Annotated in this window: 16 protein-coding genes; 12 read left to right on the top strand and 4 right to left on the bottom strand. The window is 66.6% G+C overall.

What is annotated here, in order from left to right; all coding sequences use genetic code 11:
• The first annotated feature begins 13 nt into the window (after positions 1 to 13).
• Genes E8M84_RS14065 through E8M84_RS14050 form a run of 4 tightly spaced genes read left to right on the top strand, consistent with a single transcriptional unit; the run spans position 14 to position 5634 of the window.
• Positions 14 to 1696, top strand: coding sequence for a glycerol-3-phosphate dehydrogenase/oxidase (locus tag E8M84_RS14065; protein ID WP_137111790.1), 1683 nt, complete (start codon positions 14 to 16; stop codon positions 1694 to 1696).
• Positions 1693 to 2538, top strand: coding sequence for a class I fructose-bisphosphate aldolase (locus E8M84_RS14060; protein WP_137111789.1), 846 nt, complete (start codon positions 1693 to 1695; stop codon positions 2536 to 2538). The genes E8M84_RS14065 and E8M84_RS14060 overlap by 4 nt, the downstream gene beginning before the upstream one ends.
• Positions 2528 to 4036, top strand: coding sequence for an FGGY-family carbohydrate kinase (locus E8M84_RS14055; RefSeq protein ID WP_137111788.1), 1509 nt, complete (start codon positions 2528 to 2530; stop codon positions 4034 to 4036). Before E8M84_RS14060 ends, E8M84_RS14055 begins: the two co-directional genes overlap by 11 nt.
• Complete coding sequence (locus E8M84_RS14050; protein WP_137111787.1) at positions 4033 to 5634, top strand: GMC family oxidoreductase; 1602 nt, start codon at positions 4033 to 4035, stop codon at positions 5632 to 5634. Before E8M84_RS14055 ends, E8M84_RS14050 begins: the two co-directional genes overlap by 4 nt.
• A gap of 76 nt (positions 5635 to 5710) precedes the next feature.
• On the opposite strand, the gene E8M84_RS14045 is transcribed toward E8M84_RS14050, so the two are convergent.
• Both E8M84_RS14045 and E8M84_RS14040 read right to left on the bottom strand, forming a co-directional pair.
• Positions 5711 to 8869, bottom strand: a complete 3159-nt coding sequence (locus E8M84_RS14045; protein WP_137111786.1) for an efflux RND transporter permease subunit — start codon at positions 8867 to 8869, stop codon at positions 5711 to 5713.
• A gap of 3 nt (positions 8870 to 8872) precedes the next feature.
• A complete protein-coding gene (locus E8M84_RS14040; protein WP_170971939.1) occupies positions 8873 to 10012 on the bottom strand; it encodes an efflux RND transporter periplasmic adaptor subunit in 1140 nt (379 codons plus the stop codon).
• Between the two features lie 249 nt (positions 10013 to 10261).
• Here E8M84_RS14040 and E8M84_RS14035 point away from each other — a divergent pair, with 249 nt between their 5' ends.
• Together E8M84_RS14035 and E8M84_RS14030 are read left to right on the top strand one after the other, a co-directional pair.
• The gene (locus tag E8M84_RS14035) at positions 10262 to 11137 is read left to right on the top strand and encodes a PfkB family carbohydrate kinase (protein ID WP_240790388.1); all 876 of its coding nucleotides are present in this window, start codon (positions 10262 to 10264) and stop codon (positions 11135 to 11137) included.
• Positions 11138 to 11240: 103 nt separating this feature from the next.
• Positions 11241 to 12086: an amidohydrolase gene (locus E8M84_RS14030; RefSeq protein ID WP_137111783.1), complete on the top strand. Its 846-nt coding sequence runs from the start codon at positions 11241 to 11243 to the stop codon at positions 12084 to 12086.
• Here E8M84_RS14030 and E8M84_RS14025 read toward each other — a convergent pair.
• On the bottom strand, positions 12079 to 13590 hold the full coding sequence (locus E8M84_RS14025; RefSeq protein WP_240790387.1) for a UxaA family hydrolase: 1512 nt from the start codon (positions 13588 to 13590) through the stop codon (positions 12079 to 12081). The two genes, E8M84_RS14030 and E8M84_RS14025, sit on opposite strands and share 8 nt — an antisense overlap.
• A gap of 57 nt (positions 13591 to 13647) precedes the next feature.
• Between E8M84_RS14025 and E8M84_RS14020 the strand changes: the two genes are divergently transcribed.
• Positions 13648 to 14385: a GntR family transcriptional regulator gene (locus E8M84_RS14020; protein ID WP_205914613.1), complete on the top strand. Its 738-nt coding sequence runs from the start codon at positions 13648 to 13650 to the stop codon at positions 14383 to 14385.
• The gene (locus E8M84_RS14015; protein ID WP_137111781.1) at positions 14382 to 15344 is read left to right on the top strand and encodes a sugar phosphate isomerase/epimerase; all 963 of its coding nucleotides are present in this window, start codon (positions 14382 to 14384) and stop codon (positions 15342 to 15344) included. The genes E8M84_RS14020 and E8M84_RS14015 overlap by 4 nt, the downstream gene beginning before the upstream one ends.
• Before the next feature lie 79 nt (positions 15345 to 15423).
• On the opposite strand, the gene E8M84_RS14010 is transcribed toward E8M84_RS14015, so the two are convergent.
• The gene (locus E8M84_RS14010; RefSeq protein WP_205914612.1) at positions 15424 to 16446 is read right to left on the bottom strand and encodes an aldo/keto reductase; all 1023 of its coding nucleotides are present in this window, start codon (positions 16444 to 16446) and stop codon (positions 15424 to 15426) included.
• Positions 16447 to 16536: 90 nt separating this feature from the next.
• On the opposite strand from E8M84_RS14010, the gene E8M84_RS14005 reads away from it, so the two are divergent.
• The 4 genes from E8M84_RS14005 to E8M84_RS13990 are packed head-to-tail and all read left to right on the top strand — an operon-like array spanning position 16537 to position 20462.
• Positions 16537 to 17349 carry a BtpA/SgcQ family protein gene (locus tag E8M84_RS14005; protein WP_137111779.1) on the top strand — a complete coding sequence of 271 codons (813 nt, stop codon included), beginning with the start codon at positions 16537 to 16539 and terminating at the stop codon, positions 17347 to 17349.
• Positions 17350 to 17359: 10 nt separating this feature from the next.
• Positions 17360 to 18448, top strand: coding sequence for a M42 family metallopeptidase (locus E8M84_RS14000; RefSeq protein WP_137111778.1), 1089 nt, complete (start codon positions 17360 to 17362; stop codon positions 18446 to 18448).
• Positions 18445 to 19920: an FGGY-family carbohydrate kinase gene (locus tag E8M84_RS13995; RefSeq protein WP_137111777.1), complete on the top strand. Its 1476-nt coding sequence runs from the start codon at positions 18445 to 18447 to the stop codon at positions 19918 to 19920. The genes E8M84_RS14000 and E8M84_RS13995 overlap by 4 nt, the downstream gene beginning before the upstream one ends.
• The gene (locus tag E8M84_RS13990) at positions 19917 to 20462 is read left to right on the top strand and encodes an SIS domain-containing protein (RefSeq protein WP_137111776.1); all 546 of its coding nucleotides are present in this window, start codon (positions 19917 to 19919) and stop codon (positions 20460 to 20462) included. Before E8M84_RS13995 ends, E8M84_RS13990 begins: the two co-directional genes overlap by 4 nt.
• The last annotated feature ends 1 nt before the right edge of the window (position 20463 follow it).

The raw sequence follows: 20463 nt of genomic DNA, 5'->3' as shown, positions 1-20463 counted from the left end.
GAAGGATGACGTCATGCCTGAAACACGCCAGCAGAGGATCGACAGGATCGCCCGCGATGCGGCGTTCGACGTGATCGTCGTTGGCGGCGGGATCAACGGGATCGGCGTCTTCCACGACCTGGCGCATCAGGGTCTGCGGGTGCTTCTGGTCGAGATGAACGACTTCTGCTCGGGCTGTTCCGCGGCACCGTCCCGCATGATCCATGGCGGCTTGCGGTATCTGGAAAATGGCGAGATTTCCCTTGTCCGCGAAAGCCTGGTCGAGCGTGACCGGCTTCTTCGCAACGCGCCGCACCTGGTGCGCCCGCTGCCGACGACGGTTCCGATCGAACGCCTGGCCTCGGGTCTTGCGAATGCCGCGCTCAATTTCCTGGGCTTTACCGGCCGCCCAAGGCCGCGTGGCGCCGTGCCGATCAAGCTGGGGCTGATGCTGTATGATTTCATGACAAGGGCAGGGCGGGTATTGCCCCGCCACAGGTTCCGCGGGCGTGCGGCGACGCGGTCCGCTTTCCCGGCCCTGCGCCCCTCGATCCGCTTTTCGGCGACCTATTTCGATGCCTGGATTTCCCACCCCGAGCGGCTGGGCATTGAGTTGATCGGTGACGCAACGGCCCGGAACCCGCAGGCGGTGGCGCTGAACTATGCGCGTCTGACGCAGGCCGACGGCGGGCTGGTCCTGACCGATGGCGAGACGGCGCAGACCCTGCCTGTCAGCGCGCGGCTGATCGTCAACGCAACCGGCGCCTGGATCAATGACAGCGCGGCCACCCTGGGTGCGCGGCTGAACGAGCGGCTGGTATCGGGGACCAAGGGATCGCACCTGATCCTGGAAAATCCAGCGCTGATGGCGGCGCTGAATGGCCAGATGATCTACTTCGAACACAGCGACGGCCGCGTCTGCATCGTGTTTCCCTACCTTGGCCGCGTGCTGGCCGGTTCAACCGACCTGCGGGTCGACACGGTCGGCCGGACTGCCTGCAGCCCCGAGGAGCGCGACTACATCCTGGCGGCGCTGCAGGAACTGTTCCCGGCCATCCCGATTGCCGCTGACCAGATCGTCTACTCCTATGCCGGGATCCGCCCCTTGCCGGTCAGCGATGCCGATTTTACCGGGCGCATCTCGCGCGGGCATTCGGTGCGGCGATTGCACGGCGTGGTGCCGCAGATCGGCATGGTGGGTGGTAAATGGACGACCTACCGTGCCTTTGCCGAGGAAACGGTCGACAGGGTGCTGGGCGATCTGGGCCTTGCCCGCAAGACCACGACGCGCGACGTGCCCATCGGCGGTGGCGCTGGCTTTACCGACCGTCTGGTAGCTGACTTGGCGTCCTCGCACGGGCTGACTGCGGAACGCGCTGCATATCTGGTCGATCTTTATGGCGCGCGGGCGGCATTGGTCGCCGATTTCTGCCCCCGGGACGACCGCCCCTTGCCCGGCGTGCCGATGACCGAGGGCGAGGTGCTGTGGGCCCTGCGCCATGAACAGGCGCTGCACCTTGCCGATGTGCTGCAGCGGCGCAGCCCGCTGGCCATTCGCGGACTGCTTTCGCTGCCCCTGATCGACGCGGCAGCGCGGGTCATGGGCGGCGAACTCGGCTGGTCCGAAGCCCACACACAGGGTGAAGTCGCCCGCTTTCTGAACGATCTTTCAACCTGGCACGGGGTCACGCTGGCCCCGAAAGGAGTCCACCCATGAAAATCTCGTCCAAGGCCCGGATGAACCGGCTGTTCCGCAACGGCGGCTGCCTCGACGTGGCCGTCGATCACGGTGTCTGCAACGAGCCGAGCTTTCTGAACGGGCTGGAGGACATGCCGCGTGTCGTCGACATGCTGGTGGGCGCGAGACCCGACGCGATCCAGATGACCTATGGCCAGGCCGACCTCCTGCAAGGGCGGCCCGAACACGACAAGCCTGCATTGGTCCTGCGGCTGGACATGGGGAACCCCTACAATGCAACGCGCCATCGGGTGATGTGGGCCGAATTGCAGAATGCCGCCGACCCGGTGCTTCCGGCCGTGCAGATGGACGCGGCCTGCGTGGTGGTGAACCTGTTCATGCTGCCGGACGAGCCCGACCTGTTCCGTCAGTGCGTGCAGAACATCGCCCGCGTGCGCGAGGATTGCACGCGCTATGGCATGCCGCTGATGATCGAGCCGCTGGTGATGCTGCCCAATGACATTCGCGGCGGCTATCAGGTGGACGGCGACGCCGAGAAGATCGTCACCCTTACCCGCCTTGCGACCGACATGGGGGCCGACATCATCAAGGCCGATCCGACCAGCGACCCGCAGGACTTTCATCGCGTGGTCGAGGCTGCCCGCGTGCCGGTCCTGGCGCGTGGCGGCGGGAAAGAGGATCTGCGGCTGGTGTTGGAGAAATCGGCGGCACTGGTGGCGCAGGGGGCAAAAGGTCTCGTCTACGGGCGCAACATCTATCAGCATGCCAATCCGAAGGCGGTCGTCGCGGCGCTGATGGCGATCATCCATCAAGGTGCCGACGGAGCGGCCGCCTGGGAGGTCTACAACCGTGGCGCCTGACCTGCTGCTTGGCATCGACATCGGCAACACTGTCGTCAAGGCGGTGCTGTTCGATCTGGCGGGTCGACAGGTGGCACGCCACGGGGTCGACGGAACCACGCTGAAGCCCGCGCCGGGCATGGTCGAGCGTCCGGTGGAGGAGCTTTGGGCCAATGCGCGGGCGGCGATCCTGGGCTGTCTGGAAAAGGCCGCCGTCGTCCCGGACCGGATCGCCGCGATTGGTCTGGCAGGTCACGGCAACGGGCTTTATCTGCTGGATCGGGCAGGAGAGCCGCTTCTGGGGATCCAATCCCTCGACAGCCGCGCCGCGGATCTGGCGGCTGAGCTTGACCGCGCCGTCGGAACGGACCTGCACCGCATCTGCGGGCAACGCCCCTGGCCGTCGCAGACACCAACGCTGCTTGCCTGGGTCAAGGCGCATCTGCCAGAGGTCTATGCCCGGGCCGGAACCCTGTGCTTTTCCAAGGATGTCATCGGGTGGCACCTGACCGGCCAGCGCGCCAGCGAAGTGTCGGACATGTCCGGGGCAGGCCTGCTGCGCTTGCCGGAGGCAGAGTATGACGCAGGTCTGCTGTCGCTTTACGGCCTGTCCGACGCCATGCCGCTGTTGCCACGCCTTTGTCAGCCGACCGAGGTTGTGGGTCACGTCACCCCCACGGCTGCCACTGCGACCGGTCTGCGCGCGGGCACCCCGGTCGTCGCGGGATACTTCGATGTCGTGGCCTCGGCACTTGGGTCAGGCGCCATCGGGACGGGTACGGCCTCGATTGTTCTCGGCAGCTGGTCGATCAATCAGGTCTTTGCCAATGCTCCGGCGCGCGACCCTGATGTGTTCATGGTTGCCGCTTTCGGCCCCGGCCGATTTGCCAACATGGACAACAGCGCCACCTCGGCGGCCAATCTGGAGTGGTATGTCCGGACCCTGATCGAACGCGAGGGCCACACAGGCGACGCCTTCGCCGAGGTGAATGCGCTTGTCGGCAAAGCGGCAATCGCCTCCGATGATCCGATGTTCCACCCGTTTCTCTACGGTGGTCGGCAAGGCGCGCATCAGCGGGGTGGCTTTTACGGCCTGGCTGGCTGGCACGACGAAGGCCATCTGCTGCGCGCCCTTTACGAAGGGGTCGCCTTCGAACATCGCCGCCATGTCGAGGTGCTGACAGGCACTGGAACGCGCATCGGACAGGTCTTTCTGTCCGGCGGCGGCACAAGATCGCCACACTGGCCGCAGATGATGGCCGATGTGCTGGGTCTGCCCATCCGTCTGGGAAACGCCGAGGAAACCGGCGCGCTTGGCGGCGCCATCGCTGCCGCAATCGGGACCGGCCTTCATGCCGATGAGGAAACCGCCGTCGCCGCGATGACCACGCAGCGCGCGCTTCTGTCCCCCGATCCGGATCGCAAGGCTCTTCATGATCGCCGCTTTGCGGTCTGGCAGCGCATGACCCGCGCGATGGAGCCGTTCTGGGCCGACCTTGCAGACCTGGGGCGGCCATGACGGACGAAGGCACATATGACTACATCATCATCGGCGCCGGAACGGCGGGCTGTGTGCTCGCCAACCGACTGACCGCCGATGGCAAGACCCGCGTCCTGCTTTTGGAGGCCGGGGGATCGGACCGCTATCACTGGGTGCAGATTCCGGTCGGATACCTGTACTGCATCGGCAATCCGCGCACCGACTGGATGATGAAGACCGCCGCCGAGCCGGGCCTGAACGGCCGCTCGCTCAGCTATCCGCGCGGCAAGGTGCTGGGCGGCTGCACCTCGGTCAACGGCATGATCTACATGCGGGGTCAGGCCGCCGACTACGACCACTGGCGGCAGCTGGGAAATCCGGGCTGGGGCTGGGATGATGTGCTGCCCTATTTCCGTCGCTCAGAGGATCATTGCGACGGCGAAAGCCCGCTGCACGGTGCCGGAGGCGAATGGCGGGTCGAACGCCAGCGGCTCAGCTGGGAAATCCTGCGCGCGGTTCAGGACGGGGCGAAGGAATTCGGCATCCTGCCGCGGGAGGATTTCAACGATGGCACAAACGAAGGCTCGGGCTTCTTTCAGGTGAACCAGGCGCGTGGCCTGCGCTGGAATACGGCGCGCGGCTTCCTGCGCCCCGCCCTGAAACGCGGCAACCTGCGGGTCGTGACGCACGCGCTGGTGCGGCGGATCACGCTGGATGGCCGACGCGCGACGGGGGTGGAATGGCTGTCGGACAACGCCCCCTACCGCGCCAGCGCCGCGGCCGAGGTGATCCTTGCCGCCGGGGCGATCAACAGCCCGAAGCTCCTTGAGCTGTCGGGGATCGGACAATCCGCGCGCCTTGCGTCCCTGGGTATTCCGGTGGCCCTTGACCGGCCCGGGGTTGGCGAGAACCTGCAGGACCATCTTCAGATCCGCACGGTTTTCAAGGTGCGTGGCACAGAGACGCTGAACACCATGGCGGGCAACCTGATCGGAAAGGCGCGCATTGCGCTGCAATACGGGTTGACCCGCTCGGGCCCGATGTCGATGGCACCCAGCCAGTTCGGGATGTTCACGAAGTCGGATCCCGACCGCGAGACGCCCGACCTTGAATACCACGTTCAGCCCCTGTCGACCGACCGGTTGGGCGATCCGTTGCATTCCTTCCCGGCGATCACCGTGTCGGTCTGCAACCTGCGACCGACCTCGGTCGGCAGCGTCCATGCGACGACCGCCCGGCCCGATGTCCAGCCCGACATCCGTCTCAACTACCTCTCCACTCCCGAGGATCGAAGGATTGCCGTGGCGTCCATCCGGCAGGCGCGTCAGATCATGACCGCACGCGCCCTTGCGCCCTTTGCCCCCGAGGAATGGCTTCCCGGGCCGGCCGTCACGACCGATGCCGAACTGGCAGACAAGGCTGGCGACATCGCGACGACGATCTTTCATCCGGTCGGGACCTGCCGCATGGGGAGCGACCCGGAGTCCGTCGTCGACCCGGAGCTAAGGCTGCGCGGCATCGGTGGCTTGCGGGTTGTCGATGCGTCGATCATGCCCAGGATCGTCTCGGGCAACACCGCGTCGCCCGTCATCATGATCGCCGAACGTGCCGCCGACCTGATCCGTCGCCGCCCATGACGGGGGATTGAAGGCTGTTCGCGGAAAAGGTGTTCCCTGGTGTCGACGCCTCGCGCAGCATCGGTCGCGCGTCAGGCTAGGCCGTCCGCCCCGTGCCAGAGCCAACAGCGGTGCCGCGACGGACTGCAACTGCGCCTTGCAGCTCGCTCTGCAGCAGTTCCGTCTCGGCGGCGCGCGATCTGGCGAACCCTGCAAGCAGCAGATAGGCGACGGGAGTGACGTAGAGCGTGGCCAGCGTTGCCAGTCCAAGACCGCCGACGATGATCCAGCCCAGAACTTCGCGCGCCTCGGCGCCCGCGCCCTGCGCCAGGACCAGCGGCAGCCCGCCAAGCACCGTCGCGATCATCGTCATCATCACCGGCCGCAGCCGGACGATAGAGGCCTCTTCGATGGCGTCACGCACTGACGCGCCCCGCTCGCGCAGCTGGTCGGCGAACTCCACGATCAGGATGCCGTTCTTGGCCATGATCCCCACCAGCAGCACCAGCCCGATCTGGGAATAGACGTTCAGGCTGCCCCCCGTCAGCAACAGCGCAAAGACTGCGCAAGCCAGGCCCAGGGGCACGGTCGCCATCACGATGACGGCCGAGACGAAGCTTTCAAACTGCGCCGCCAGCACCAGGAACACCACTGCAAGCGCGATGCCGAAGGTCACGAACAACCCCGCCGAGGTCTCGCCAAGGGTCGCCGCCTCGGCCAGCGGCACAAGCTGCATGTCCTCGCCCAGCACCTCGTCCGCCATGGCCTGCAACTCGGTCAACGCCTCACCCAACGGCAACTCCGGTGTCAGCCCGGCGGTCAGCGGAACCGCCCGCCGCTGCGACTCGCGCCCAAGGTCCGGGGCAACGGCGCGTTCGGTCAGGGTGGCGAAGGACGACACAGGGACCATCTGTCCATCGCGACCAGTGACAAAGATGCGCTCCAGATCGCCGGGATCGTTCACCGGGTCAGAGGTCGAGACCAGCCGGATGTCATAGCTGTCGTCGTCCAGGAACAGCGTACCGACCGTGCGGCCGTCCAGCACCGCCTGGAACGCCTCGCCCAGACCGTCGATCTGGACCCCCAGATCCTCGGCCCGTGCCCGGTCAATCTCGACGAACAGCTGCGGTTGCGTTGTGTCATAGCCGAGGCGCACCTGCCCAAAGCGCGGGTCCTCCTCCATCCGCTCGACCAGCGTTCGCGCCGCGTCCGCCAGCCGCCCGTAGTCGTCTCCGACCAGGGCCACCGAAAGCCCTTGCCCGGCCCCCCTGATGCCCAGCGAGTTCGGCTGGATCGCGAAGGTCCGCACCCCGATGACTCCGCGCAGCTTTCCGTTCAATTCGGCCGCGATGTCCTGCTGGCTGCGGGTCCGATCGGCCCATTTGGCCAGTGTCACGACGATGAAGCCGCGGTTGTCCTGCCCGCCCATCCCGGCGATGGCGAAGACGCTGGTCACCTCGCCCGACGCGCGCAGCGGTTCGACCAGCGCCTCGATCTCCCGCATCTTGCTGTCGGTGTAGTCCAGCGACACGCCCTGCGGCGCCTGCACCGACAACAGGACCGCTGCACGATCCTCGGCCGGGGTCAGTTCCTGGCGCAGCGACCCGAAGCTTGCCACTGCGAGCGCCGCAAACAGGACCGCCAGCGCAACGGACACGATGGGCGCAGCAAGACAGAGGCGCAAGGTGAAGGCATAGACCCGCGCCAGCTTGTCGCCGACAAAGGTCATGATCCCCCGCTTTTCCGCATGCGGCTTCAGCATCCGCGCCGCCAGCACCGGACACAGCGTCAGCGCGGTGATTGATGACAGCAGCACGGCAATCGCCAGCGTGAAGCCGAATTCGCGGAACAGCCCCCCGGTCTGGCCCGGCAGGAAGGACAGCGGAATGAACACCGCCGCCAGCGTCGTCGTCGTGGCCAGGACGGCGAAGAACACCTGCTGCGTCCCCAGAACCGCCGCCGCCCGCGCCCCCATGCCTTCCGACCTGCGGCGCACGATGTTTTCCAGCACGACAATCGCATCGTCGACCACAAGGCCCGTCGCCAGCACAAGGGCCAGCAAGGTCATGATGTTGATCGAAAACCCCACCAGCCAGATCGCCGCCAGCGTGCCGATCAGCGAAACCGGCATCGCGATCACCGGGATCAGAGTCGCGCGGGCGTCGCGCAGGAAGATGAAGATCACCGCCGTCACGATCAGGACCGACAGGCCCAGCGCGATCTCGACCTCGTGGATCGCGCCCTCGATGAAATCGGCGCTGTCCGAGGTGACATACATCTCGACATCGTCGGGCAGCACGGGTTGCAGGTCAGCCACCACCTGCCGCACCGCTTCGGAAATCGCCAGCGAGTTGCCGTTGGCCTGCCGGATGATGCCAAGGCCGATGCCGGTCTGCCCGTTGGCCCGCAGGACCGACGCGCCGGGTTCAGGGCCCAGGGTCACCTGCGCCACATCGCCCAGCCGCACGTCGCCGGCGATGGTCAGCGCCTCGATCTGTTCGGCGGTGCGGATCGCGGCAGTCGTGCGGACCTGCAGGCTTTGCCGGTCCGAACTCAGCGCACCCGCCGGACTGTCCAGCGCGGCGTCGCCCAGAACGGCGCGCAGATCGGCCAGCGACAAGCCCCGGGCCGCCAGTTGCATCAGGTTCACATCCACCCGGAACGCGAGTTCCCGGTCACCGAAGATCTGCAGGTCGGCCACACCGGGCGCGGCCAGCAGACGGCTTTCGGCCAGATCGCGGACCAGCGCCGTCAGCTCATCCGCAGTCCGGCGCGACGAGGTCACCGCAATTCGCAGGATCGCATCGGAATCCGCGTCCGACTTCACCACACGCGGCGCATCTGCGGCATCGGGCAACGAATTCGCCACCCGCGCCACCGCGTCGCGCAGATCGGTCGCCGCCACATCAAGATCAACGTCATCGCGGAACTCGACCGTCACCCGGCTCGAGCCGAAGCGCGAGGAGGACGAGATCGACTTGACCCCCGCAATCCGGCTGACCGCCCCTTCGACAACCGCTGTCACCTCGCGGTCGATGGTTTCCGGTGCGGCACCGGGATACGAAGTCGAGACCGAAACGACCGGCCGGTCGACATTCGGCAACTCCCGCACATCGGCCCCCAGCAGCCCGGCAAGCCCGGCGATGACGATCAGCGCATTCAGCACGAAGGCCAGGATCGGACGGCGGATGAACAGCGCAGTGCCGTGGCTTCCGGCTGCGGGATCGATAGTTGAAGGTGGTTCGCGAAGGTCCATGGCTCAGCTCTCCGGCGCAGTCACAGTCACGTCCGCGCCCGGACGCAGGGCCTGGACCCCTTCAGTCACCACCAGATCCGAGGGTTGGAACTCCGCCTCGACCAGAACCGTCTCGGCATTGCGCTGCAAGATGCGGATCGGCTGACGCGCGGCCTTGGCGTCGCGCACCACCCAGACAAAGGCCCCGTCCGCCCCCCACTGGATCGCAAGCGGATCGACGGCAGGATGCTCCTCGCCAGTGAAGGTCAGGGTGATCTGGAACGCCATCCCGGCGCGCAGACGGTCGTCGGCATTGCCGATGGTCGCCTGCACGCGCAGGGTACGGCTGGCTTCGTCGATGCGGTTGTCGACCGCGACAATGCGACCCTCGATCACCTCGCCCGGCGTTGAAATGGCGGTCGCCTGGACCGCATCGCCCACGGCGACCATCGCCGCCAGACGTTCCGGCACACGGAATTCCAGGATCAGGCTCGACCGATCCTCGATCCGGGTGATCGGCGTCGAGGAGGACACCAGATCCCCGACCTGCGCCTCGACCAGACCGACATAGCCGGCAATCGGCGCAAGCAGGCGATGGTTGGACAGGTCCCGTTCGGCCGATTGCAGGGCAAGCTCGGCGGTCCGCAGGGACAGTTCCGCCTCCTGCCGCTGCAATTCGGTGGACGCGCCAGAGGCCGACAATTGCGCCAGCCGCTCGGCGGTCCGCCTTGCGTCCTCCAGCACCAGACGGCCCCGCTCGACCGCCAGCTGGGCCGTTTCCGCTTCCAGTTCCGCGATGACGTCGCCAGCCGCCACCCGGCTGCCGGGCGCGACCGCAACGGCCTGAAGCCGCCCGGTGACCTCGAACGACAGCTCGACCGCCTGAGCACCTCGGGCAGAGCCGATGGCCGACACCACATCCTTCAGACTCTCGATCCTGAAGGCGCTGGCGACGACCGGAACGCCACCGGCCCCGGGATTTGCTCCGCCCGGGCCTCTCGCCTCCTCACTTTGCCCCGCCGGGACCAGCCCCGCCGCGGCCAGTGGCTGCAGAAGGCCAATCTGGTCCAGCCAGGGCCGGGTTCCGGGGACGAGCCAGGCCGACAGGGGAACGGCGACAGCGCCGACCAGTGCCACAATCGCAAGCTGGGGGATGACCTTCATTGTGTTGGCCTGCTCTCGCAATAGTCGGAAGGCGTCTTGTGAGGACGTCAGGATCACACAAACCTGCAACATCCCGCCCGAATGACAACCCAACAAGTTGTTGATCGGGACATTTGCCGAAAGAATCATCATTGGAGGATCGCATACCAATCAGCGCCGCGCCTTCCGGCCCCTTTTCCCAACGCCGCAATCCGTGCATCCTGCCCGCGCCGGAGGATCGGCCAACTGACGCAGGAAGGAACAGAAACCGTGTCGCGGAACCCTGCGGTCCTTGTCGTCGGCTCGCTGCACCACGACATCATGGTCGAGGCGGACCACCTGCCGCGGGTCGATGAGACCGCGGTCGGGCGGCGCTGGTATCCGAAGTTTGGCGGCAAGGGTGGCAACCAGGCGGTGGCCGCCGGGGCGGCGGGGGCGACCGCGCGCCTTTATGGTGCGGTCGGAAAGGACGGGTTCGGGGCATTCCTGCTGGAGGCGCTGGACCGCGGCCAGGTCGACCGCCGCTATGTGCGCGAACTGGACGGTGTCGGCTCGGGGATGAGCGTGGCGATCCAGGACCAGGCCGGGGACTATGCGGCGACCATCGTCTCGGGCGCCAATCTTCGGCTGGATCCGGCCGGGCTGGACGATCACGCACTCTGGCAGGATGTGCAGGTCGTTCTCTTGCAAAATGAAATCCCTGAAGAGGTCAATCTTGCCGCCGCCCGTGCGGCGCGGAAGCGGAGTGTCCGGGTCATCCTCAACGCGGCTCCGGCTCGGGCGTTGCCGGTGGAGCTGCGCGGTCTGGTCGATGTGCTGGTGGTGAATGCGGTCGAAGCCGAGATGTCCGGGGCGGCCCAGGTGACGGACCTTTCCTCGGCGCTGTCGGCGGCGGTCCAGCTTGCGCAGGAGTACCGGGCCGTCATCGTCACGGCGGGGGCAAGCGGGTTGGCTCTATCTGCGCCCGGGACTGATCCCGTCACCCTGCCGGCGCGGAAGGTGAAGGTGTCCAGCACGCACGGGGCCGGGGACTGCTTTACCGGGACACTGGCGGCCGCACTAGCCTTGGGACAGCCGCTGGTCGAGGCCTGTGCCACAGCCTCGGACGCTGCGGCGCGGCATGTCGCGGGGGAAGTGGCGGCGTAGAGTGCGAACGTTTCGCAAAGTGACCCCGGCCACCGCAGGACGCTGGCCCCGTCCCTTCGTCCCGGTGTAGCATCCCTGAGACGCCCTTTCACGCGAGGCCCGGATGCCCAGCTTTCCGATCATCGACAGCCATCTGCACCTGTGGGACCCCCGGCGCCTGAGCTATCCTTGGCTTTTTGACCCGCTGGACCGGCCCTTCCTGCCTGCCGATTTCAAGGCGGCCAGCGCCGGGGTCGATATTGAAGCGCTGGTCTTCCTGGAATGTGCCGCAGTGCCGGACCAGACCTTTGTCGAGGCGGATCAGGTGCTGGCCTGGGCAGTGGAGGAGCCGCGGATCGCAGCAATGGTCTGCAATGCCCCGCTGGAAAAGGGCGACGGGGTGCGCGCCGATCTGGAACGGCTGGCCGGAATCGACAAGGTGCGGGGCATCCGGCGCATTTATCAGGATGAGCCCGACCCGGCTTTCTGCCTGCGGCCCGATTTCGTGGCGGGCGTGCGGGCGCTGGCGGATCACGGGCTGTCGTTCGATCTGTGCCTGAAGCATCCGCAGCTGCAGTCCACGATCACGCTGGTGGATGCCTGTCCGAACGTGCCAATGGTGCTTGACCACATCGCCAAGCCCGGGATCGCGGCGGGACTGATGCAGCCCTGGGCCGACCAGATGCGCGATCTGGCGCGGCGCGAGAACGTCGTGTGCAAGCTGTCCGGAGTCGCCACGGAAGCCGCCGCCGACTGGACAGCCGAGACCCTGCGCCCCTACATGGAGATGGCGCTGGAGGCCTTCGGACCGTCCCGCATCATGTTCGGCGGGGACTGGCCGGTCTCGACCCTGCGGATCAGCTATCCAGGCTGGGTGGCGGTGGTCGACGAGGTGATCGCCGACCTGTCCGACGCGGAGCAGCGCCTGATCTACCGCGACACCGCGCGCGCCTTCTACCGGCTTACATGACCGCGCCGATCTGCCAGGGCACGAACTCGGCCCCGCCGAAGCCCAGGTCCTCGGACAGGGTGCGCTGACCCGAGGCGACGGCGATGATCTTTTCAAGGATCTCGGCGCCCTTGGCCTCGATGGAGACCCCGTCGATGATGTCGCCGCAGTTGATGTCCATGTCTTCGGCCATCCGGGCATACATCTCGTTGTTGGTGGCCAGCTTGATGCAGGGGCTGGGCTTGTAGCCGGAAACCGACCCGCGCCCGGTGGTGAAGACGATCATGGTGGCCCCGCTGGCGATCTGTCCGGTGACGCTGCAGGGGTCGTAGCCGGGACTGTCCATGTAGACAAAGCCGGGGGAGGTTATCGGTTCGGCGAACTTGTAGACCCCGGACAGGGGCGCGGTGCCGCCCTTGGCCACCGCGCCCAGCGACTTTTCCAGGATTGTCGTCAACCCGCCGCGCTTGTTGCCGGGGCTGGGGTTGTTGTCCATCTCGCCGCCGTTTATCGCGGTGTAGTTTTCCCACCACCTGATCCGGTCGATCAGCTTTTCGCCCACCTCCTGTGTGACGGCGCGGCGTGTCAACAGGTGTTCGGCCCCGTAGATCTCGGGTGTCTCGGACAGGATCGTCGTGCCTCCCATACGCACCAGCAAATCGCTTGCATACCCCAGCGCGGGGTTCGCCGTGATCCCGGAATATCCGTCCGACCCCCCGCATTGCAGGCCGATGACCAGCTTTGACACCGGCGCGGGCACGCGGGCCACCTTGGAGGCCACTTCGGCCATCTCGCGCAGGACCTCCAGCCCCTTGGCGATGGTGGCCCGGGTGCCTCCGGTCCCCTGGATCGTCATGTAGCGGAAGTTGCCGTCGGGGCGCAGCCGTCCCTGGCCGACGAGGTCCGGGACCTGCATCACCTCGCACCCCAGGCCCACCAGCAGGATGCCCCCGAAGTTCGCGTTCCGCGCGTAGCCCTTCAGCGTGCGCATCAGAGTGTCGAAGCCCTCGTTCACCCCGGACATGCCGCAGCCGGTGTTGTGGACGATGGGGACAAAGCCGTCGATGTTCGGCATCGACGACAGGACGGGGTCCTTCTCCGCCGCCTCGGCGATGAAGCGCGCCACCGAGCCGGAGCAGTTCACCGAGGTGAGGATCCCGATGTAGTTCCGCGTCCCCACCTGGCCGTCGGCGCGGGGATAGCCCATGAACTCACGCGGGGGTAGCGGGGGCAGGGGCGTCGCTCCTTCGCCGATGGCATAGTCGGTGCTGTGTGGCCCCATGCCAAGGTTGTGGGAATGGATATGTCCGCCTTCGGGAATGTCCTCGGTCGCCTGGCCGATGGACTGGCCATAGCGCAGCACGATCTCGCCCCTGGCAATCGCCCGCGTCGCCAGCTTGTGCCCGCGCGGCACCGGACCGGGCAGCGGCACTGACACGCCGGCCACCATGGCGCCCTTCGCCAGATCGCCCAAGGCGATGACAAGGTTGTCTCTGTCGTGCAATCGGATAACAGGATCTGCCATCATTTCCCCCAACGCGGCCTTGCTTGACAGGCAGGCCGCCAAGCCTAACATGTTAGCATGCTACAAGCGCCCCGGACCGAACCACAAGACCAGAATGGCGCTGCCATGCTTCTGCCACTGGAACGTTTCCAGGGGTCCTTGGGCCAACGGGTCTATCAAAGCCTGAAACACGCGATCCTGACGCTGGACTTCCGGCCCGGTGACAGCATCCGCAAGCCCGAGATCTGTGACCGCCTTGGCGTCTCGCGCAGCCCGGTCGCCGATGCGGTTGCAAAGCTGGCCTCGGACGGCCTCGTGGATGTGATCCCGCAGGCGGGCACTTTCGTCACCCGCCTGTCGATGACCGACATCCGCGAAGGCGCCTTCATCCGCGAGGCGATCGAGGTCGCCGCCGCCGAACTGGTGGCGGAGCGGATCACCGAGGATCAGCTGCGCGACCTGCGCCGGAACGTCAAACTGCAAGAGGCGCTGGTGGCAGATGGCGACCGGCAGGGGTTCATGGCGCTCGACGCCCAATTTCACGAGCTGATGCTGTCCTACACCGGTTTTCCCCGCTTGCCGCAGGTCTCGCAGACCGCTTGGCTGTCAGTGCACCGCGCGCGCCAGCTGATCCTGCCGGTCGAAGGGCGCCTGGCTGCCACGCTTCTGGAACACCGCGCGATCCTTGCCGCCTTCGAGGAGCGGGACCCCGACAGCGCCCGCCTTGCCGTCCAGCATCACCTGCGCCAATTGCTGACATACCTTGCGCCGCTGGAACGCGCCCACCCCGAGCTTTTCGCAGCCCCTGCCCCATGATCCCGAACAAGCCCCGCTATGCCACCCGCCTGAATGCCTTCAAGCAGAAGGGCGATACAGTGGCCCAGATGATCGCAGCGGCAGGGCAGGTGGGGGGTCTTGATGCGGCCGACCTGAACTTCCCCGACCACTTTGACCACCATTCCCCGGCCGAGCTGTCCCGCATCCTCACTGACAACGGCATGGCGCTGAACGGCCTTGCGATGCGCTACTACACCGACCCGGGCTTCCGTCTGGGCGCGTTCAGCCATCCCGATCCGAAGGTCCGCCGCGCCGCCATCGACCTGACCAAACGCGGGATCGACGCGCTGGCGGCGATGGGCGGGCGGCTGATGACACTGTGGATGGGGCAGGACGGGTTCGACTATTCCTTCCAGGCCGACTACGCCCGGATGTGGGACGACAGCATTTCGGCCATTGCCGAGGTCGCGGACCACAACCCCACCATCGACATCGCCATCGAATACAAGCCGAATGAACCCCGTGCCCATGTCGTGATGCCCGACATGACCACGACGCTGCTGGCTCTGGCCGAGGTCGGCAGGCCCAACACCGGCGTCACTTTGGACTTCTGCCACATGCTGTTTGCCGGAGAGATGCCTGCCCGCGCGGCCATGCTGGCGGGCCGGAAAAGCCGCATCCTCGGCGTCCACCTCAACGACGGTTACGGCAAGCGCGACGACGGTCTGATCGCGGGCTCGGTCCACCCGGTGCAGACAGTGGAGCTATTCATGGCGCTGGACCGGCTGGGCTATGACGGGGTGATCTATTTCGACACTTTCCCCGACCATGGCGGGACCGACCCGGTGGGCGAGGCGCGGGCAAACATCGCTGTCAGCGACCGGCTACGAAGTGTTGCGCGGTCGCTGGCCGGGAATGCCGCACTTGCCGACGCGCAGGCCCGTCAGGACGCCGCTGCGGCCACGCGGATCGTGATGGGCGCACTCTACGGCGCCTGACGCGCTCGTCGGGGACTTCGTCCCTCCTCGCTGGGGCCGCCTTCCGACGAGAAGCCGAAGGCGCACGAGGAGGCAATCCTCAGATCGGCGCGTCCGCCCGGATCAGCCCCTCGGCCCGCAACTCCTGCCACAGTGCTTCCGGAACCTTTGTAGTAGCTGCCTGCAGGTTCGACGCCATCTCTTCCAGTCCCTGCCCACCGGGAATCATCGAGACCACCGCTGGATGTCGCAGCGGGAACTGGAAGGCTGCGTCGACCAGCCGGACGCCATGGCGCGTGCAGGCGGACTGCAGCCGAGCCGCCTTGTCCAGCACCCAGTCCAGCGCCGGGGCATAGTTGTAATGCACACCCGGCTTCGGCCCCACGGCCAGGATGCCCGAGTTGTAGGGCCCGCCCACGACAATCCCGACCCCACGGTCCACGCACATGGGCAGGAAGCTGTCCTGCGCTTCCTGCTCCAGCAACGTATAGCGCCCCGCCAGCAGGAACAGGTCGAAATCCCCCCGCTCCAGCAGCCATTGGCAGGGCTGCCATTCATTGATCCCGCCACCAAAGGCGCGGATCACCCCCTGATCGCGCAAGGCCACCAGCGCCCGGTAGCCGCCCGCCATGAAGGCATCCAGCCTTTCCTGCAACGCCGCCTGCGTGCCGTGGTTGAAGATGTCCAGGTCATGGGCATAGAGGATGTCGATCCGGTCCAACCCGAGGCGTTCCAGCGAAAACTCCAGGCTGCGCATCGTGCCGTCATAGCTGTAGTCGTAGACCTCTTTCCGCGAGGGCACATCGACCCACTTGCCCGCCCCATCGCCCTGACCGGGAGGAACCGCTTTCAGCAGGCGTCCGACCTTGGACGACAGGACATAGGAGTCGCGTGGTTTGTCCCTCAGCAGCCGGTTCAACCGGGTCTCGGACAGACCCAGCCCATACAGCGGCGCGGTATCGAAATAGCGTACTCCAGCGTCCCAGGCGGCCTGCAGGATGGCATGAGCGTCATCATCGCTGATCGCCCGGAACAGGTTGCCCAATGGCGCCGAGCCAAAGCCCAGTTCGGTGAAGGTCAGCCCGCCATTTCCAAGGCGATCCCAGTGTCTTGTGGCCAGCATCCGTGCCCTCCTGCTTGCTGACATGCTAGTATGATCCCGCTTCACGTCCAACGGCTTTCGCGCTAGCGTGACGGTCGCAGGGGGGATCAGATGTCACGTTTTCAAGCCGTCTTCGGCGACCGCAAGCCCGTGATCGCAATGGTGCATCTTGGCGCCATGCCGGGCACGCCACTGCATGATGCCAGACGCGGAGTGGAGGGAATCCTTGCCGACGCCCGCGCCGATCTCAAGGCCCTGCAGGCCGCCGGTTTCGATGCCGTGATGTTCGGCAACGAAAACGACCGTCCCTATGAGTTGCGGGTCGACACCGCCTCGTCTGCCACCATGGCCTATGTCATTGGCCGCCTGCGGGACGAGATCACGGTGCCCTTCGGCGTCAACGTGCTCTGGGACCCGATGTCCAGTTTCGCCGTCGCCGCCGCCACCGGCGCCGCCTTCGTGCGCGAGATCTTCACTGGCACCTATGCCTCGGACATGGGCGTCTGGGCCCCCGACGCGGGCGCTGCTGTCCGTTATGCTCAGCGCCTTGGGGCAGGGGGCGTGGCCCGGCTCTACAATGTCTCGGCCGAGTTTGCCGACAGCCTCGACCGCCGCCCGCTGCCCGACCGCGCCCGTTCCGCCGTCTTCTCCTCGATCCCGGACGCGGTGCTGGTGTCTGGCGCGATCACCGGCGAGGCCGCACGGATGGAGGACCTGGAGGGCGTCAAGCGCGTTCTGCCCAACACTCCGGTGCTGGCGAACACCGGCGTCAAGCACGCCACCGTTGCCGATGTGCTGGCCGTGGCTGACGGCTGCATCGTCGGCTCGGCCCTCAAGGTGGGCGGTGACACCTGGGCCGCCGTCGACCCCGACCGTGCTGCCGATTTCATGACCCGCGCCCGCGCCGCCCGAGGCGGGAAATGAGAGGCGGGAAATGACGCTCCCCTCCGTCGCAGACCTGACCGTCGAACTGATGCTGATCCCCGGCCTCGCGGGCTATGAGACCCGCGTCGCCGCCGCTATCTCGGCGCATCTGGACAGCCTTGGCCTTTCTCACCATTCTGATCGTCTCGGCAACCTGACCTGCACGATCCCCGGCGACCCGGCCCTGCCGCCCGTGATGGTTTTCACCCACATGGACCAGCTGGGTTTCATCGTCCGCAAGATCGAACCCTCCGGCCTCATCCGCCTCGAACGTCTTGGCGGTGTCCCCGAACGCGCCCTGCCCGCGCAAGGTGTCCTCCTTTGCACCGAACAGGGAGACCTCCCGGCCCTCATCGCCAACAAAAGCCACCACGCAACGACCCCCGAGGAGAAATACAAGGTCCTCCCCTACGCCGACCTCTACGTCGATGCCGGGTTCTCGACGAAAGCCGAAGCCGAGGCGGCAGGTGTCAAGATCGGCACGCCCGTCACCTATCTCCCCCGCGCCCTGCAACTGGCCAACAACCGCATCGCCGGGACTTCCGTGGACGATCGCGCGGGCTGCGCCTCCCTCCTGAAACTCGCCGAGGCCCGCAGAGGCAAACCCGGCCCCACCCTTCACCTCGTCTGGTCGGTGCAAGAGGAATACAACCTGCGCGGAGTCCTTCCCGCCGCGACCGCCCTGCAACCCGCCATCGCGTTGCAGATCGACCTCCTTCTCGCCTGCGACACGCCCGACATGACGGCCCGAGGCGACGTCACCCTCGGCGGCGGCCCCGGCATTTCGCTTTACTCCTTCCACGGTCGCGGCACCCTGAACGGCGTCATCCCCCACCCCGCCCTCGTCCGCCTGTTCGAGGACGCCGCCACCAACGCCAACCTCCCCCTCCAACGCTCCGCCCATACCGGGGCGCTCACCGACCTTAGCTACATCCAGTTCATGGGCCCCGAAGGCGTCGCCTGCCTCGATGTCGGCTTCCCGATGCGCTACTCCCACTCCGCCCTCGAAGTCGTCGACCCGCAGGACCTTGATGGCCTCGTTACCCTCGTCGACACCGCCCTTTCCGCCATCACCCCCGACCTCAAGCTCACCCGATGACCCACACACTCGGCATCGACATCGGCACCTTCGAATCCAAGGGCGTCCTCGTCGACGCCCAGGGCCGCATCACCGCCCAGGCCAGCAGACCGCACAAGATGATTGTTCCCCGCGCCGGTTGGGCCGAGCATCGCGCGGATGAGGACTGGTGGGGCGACTTCGTTCACATCACCAAGGCGCTGCTTGCCCAATCCGGCCTTGACCCCAAGGACATCAAAGCCGTCGCAGCCAGCGCTATCGGCCCCTGCATGCTGCCCGTCGATGCCATCGGCAAACCCCTGATGAACGGCGTCCTTTATGGCGTCGACACCCGCGCGACGGACCAGATCGCCGCCCTCAACGCCCAGATCGGCGAGGCGACCATCCACCAGAGCTGCGGCAATGCCCTCACCTCGCAATCGGTCGGGCCAAAGATCCTGTGGCTCAAGGAGACCCAGCCCGACCTCTATGCGCAGACCGCCAAGGTCCTGACCTCCACCAGCTACCTCACTTGGAAGCTGACCGGGGAATATGTGATCGACCACTACACCGCCGCGAACTTCTCGCCGCTCTACGACGTGACGACCCAGAACTGGATCACCGACCTTGCCCCCGACATCATCCCGCTGGACAAACTCCCGCGCCTGATGTGGTCCACCGAGATTGCCGGGCACGTTACCGCAGAAGCCGCCGCCGAGACCGGCCTCGCAGAAGGCACCCCCGTCACCTGCGGCACCATCGACGCGGCGGCCGAGGCGGTCAGCGTCGGCGTCCAGTATCCCGGCGAGATGATGCTGATGTATGGCTCGACCATCTTCATCATCCAGGTGACCGGCCAGCCGGTCCGCGACCCGCGGCTTTGGTATGCCCCCTGGCTTTTCCCTGGCACCCATGCCTCGATGGCGGGCCTTGCGACCTCCGGCACCCTCACCCACTGGTTTCGCGACCAGCTGGCCCGGGACACCGATTTCGCGGCCCTGGTCACCGAGGCGATGGACAGCCCCAAAGGGGCGAAGGGCCTCCTGTGCCTGCCCTACTTCTCCGGTGAACGCACCCCGATCCACGACCCCCACGCTCGGGGCAGCTTCTTCGGCCTGAACCTCACCCACACCCGCGCCGACCTCTTCCGCGCGGTCTGCGAAGGCATCGCCGCAGGCACCGCGCATGTGCTGGAAACCTATGCCGAGGCCGGAGCCTCCCCGGCCCGCGTGCTGGCGGTGGGCGGCGGCACGAAGAACCAGCTCTGGCTCCAGGCGACCTCCGACTTCGGCGGAGTCGCGCAGCATGTCTGCGAAAAGACCATCGGCGCAAGCTATGGCGACGCCTTCCTTGCCGCCTGCGCGATCGGGGCTGCCCAGCCGCAGGACATCCTGGCCTGGAACCCCAACGCGACGACGGTCCAGCCCGAAACCGTTCCCGCCTACGCCACGCAGTACCCGCTCTGGAAGCGGCTCTATTCGCAGACGAAAGACATCATGCAGGCTCTCCCATGAACCCCATGCTTTCCGCCCTGCGAGAGCTGGAAACGGTCGCCCTCACCCTCGACGATGCGCAGGTGGAAGCCGCCTGCCAGACCATCGCAAACGCCGGGAAGATCGTCCTTTACGGCTGCGGCCGCGAAGGCCTGATGATGCGCGCCCTTGCCATGCGGCTTCACCACCTTGGCCTGCACGTTACCATGCAGGGTGACATGGCGGCCCCGCCGCTGGGGACGGGCGATCTGTTCCTCTGCTCGGCCGGACCGGGCGAACTGTCCACCGTCACGGCGCTGATGGGGGTGGCCCAACGCGACGGCGCAAGGGTGCTGATGGTCACGGCCGAGCCGGACAAGCCCAGCCCGGCTCGCGCTGACCAACTGCTGGTGATCCCGGCGCAGACGATGGCTCGTGACCTTGGAGGCATTTCCACCCTGCCGATGGGCTCGCTGTTCGAAGGCGCGATGTTCCTGGTGTTCGAAATCATGGTCCTGCGCCTTGCTACGCTTTTGGGCCAGACGCCTGAGGCGATGCGCGCCCGCCACACGAACTTGGAGTAGG

This window comes from Rhodobacter sp. SY28-1 (assembly GCF_005222785.1).
GTDB lineage: Bacteria > Pseudomonadota > Alphaproteobacteria > Rhodobacterales > Rhodobacteraceae > Tabrizicola.
The sequence above is the reverse complement of the archived record's forward strand: the minus strand, read 5'-3'. Positions and strand labels throughout refer to the sequence as shown.

What these genes read in the sequence shown, in the direction of transcription:
- E8M84_RS13995 (WP_137111777.1), top strand. Translation starts at nt 18,445, where the DNA reads ATGACCCACACACTCGGCATCGACATCGGCACCTTCGAATCCAAGGGC.
- E8M84_RS14010 (WP_205914612.1), bottom strand. Translation starts at nt 16,446, where the DNA reads ATGCTGGCCACAAGACACTGGGATCGCCTTGGAAATGGCGGGCTGACC.
- E8M84_RS14020 (WP_205914613.1), top strand. Translation starts at nt 13,648, where the DNA reads ATGCTACAAGCGCCCCGGACCGAACCACAAGACCAGAATGGCGCTGCC.
- E8M84_RS14000 (WP_137111778.1), top strand. Translation starts at nt 17,360, where the DNA reads ATGACGCTCCCCTCCGTCGCAGACCTGACCGTCGAACTGATGCTGATC.
- E8M84_RS14060 (WP_137111789.1), top strand. Translation starts at nt 1,693, where the DNA reads ATGAAAATCTCGTCCAAGGCCCGGATGAACCGGCTGTTCCGCAACGGC.
- E8M84_RS14030 (WP_137111783.1), top strand. Translation starts at nt 11,241, where the DNA reads ATGCCCAGCTTTCCGATCATCGACAGCCATCTGCACCTGTGGGACCCC.
- E8M84_RS14005 (WP_137111779.1), top strand. Translation starts at nt 16,537, where the DNA reads ATGTCACGTTTTCAAGCCGTCTTCGGCGACCGCAAGCCCGTGATCGCA.
- E8M84_RS14015 (WP_137111781.1), top strand. Translation starts at nt 14,382, where the DNA reads ATGATCCCGAACAAGCCCCGCTATGCCACCCGCCTGAATGCCTTCAAG.
- E8M84_RS13990 (WP_137111776.1), top strand. Translation starts at nt 19,917, where the DNA reads ATGAACCCCATGCTTTCCGCCCTGCGAGAGCTGGAAACGGTCGCCCTC.
- E8M84_RS14045 (WP_137111786.1), bottom strand. Translation starts at nt 8,869, where the DNA reads ATGGACCTTCGCGAACCACCTTCAACTATCGATCCCGCAGCCGGAAGC.
- E8M84_RS14065 (WP_137111790.1), top strand. Translation starts at nt 14, where the DNA reads ATGCCTGAAACACGCCAGCAGAGGATCGACAGGATCGCCCGCGATGCG.
- E8M84_RS14040 (WP_170971939.1), bottom strand. Translation starts at nt 10,012, where the DNA reads ATGAAGGTCATCCCCCAGCTTGCGATTGTGGCACTGGTCGGCGCTGTC.
- E8M84_RS14025 (WP_240790387.1), bottom strand. Translation starts at nt 13,590, where the DNA reads ATGGCAGATCCTGTTATCCGATTGCACGACAGAGACAACCTTGTCATC.
- E8M84_RS14050 (WP_137111787.1), top strand. Translation starts at nt 4,033, where the DNA reads ATGACGGACGAAGGCACATATGACTACATCATCATCGGCGCCGGAACG.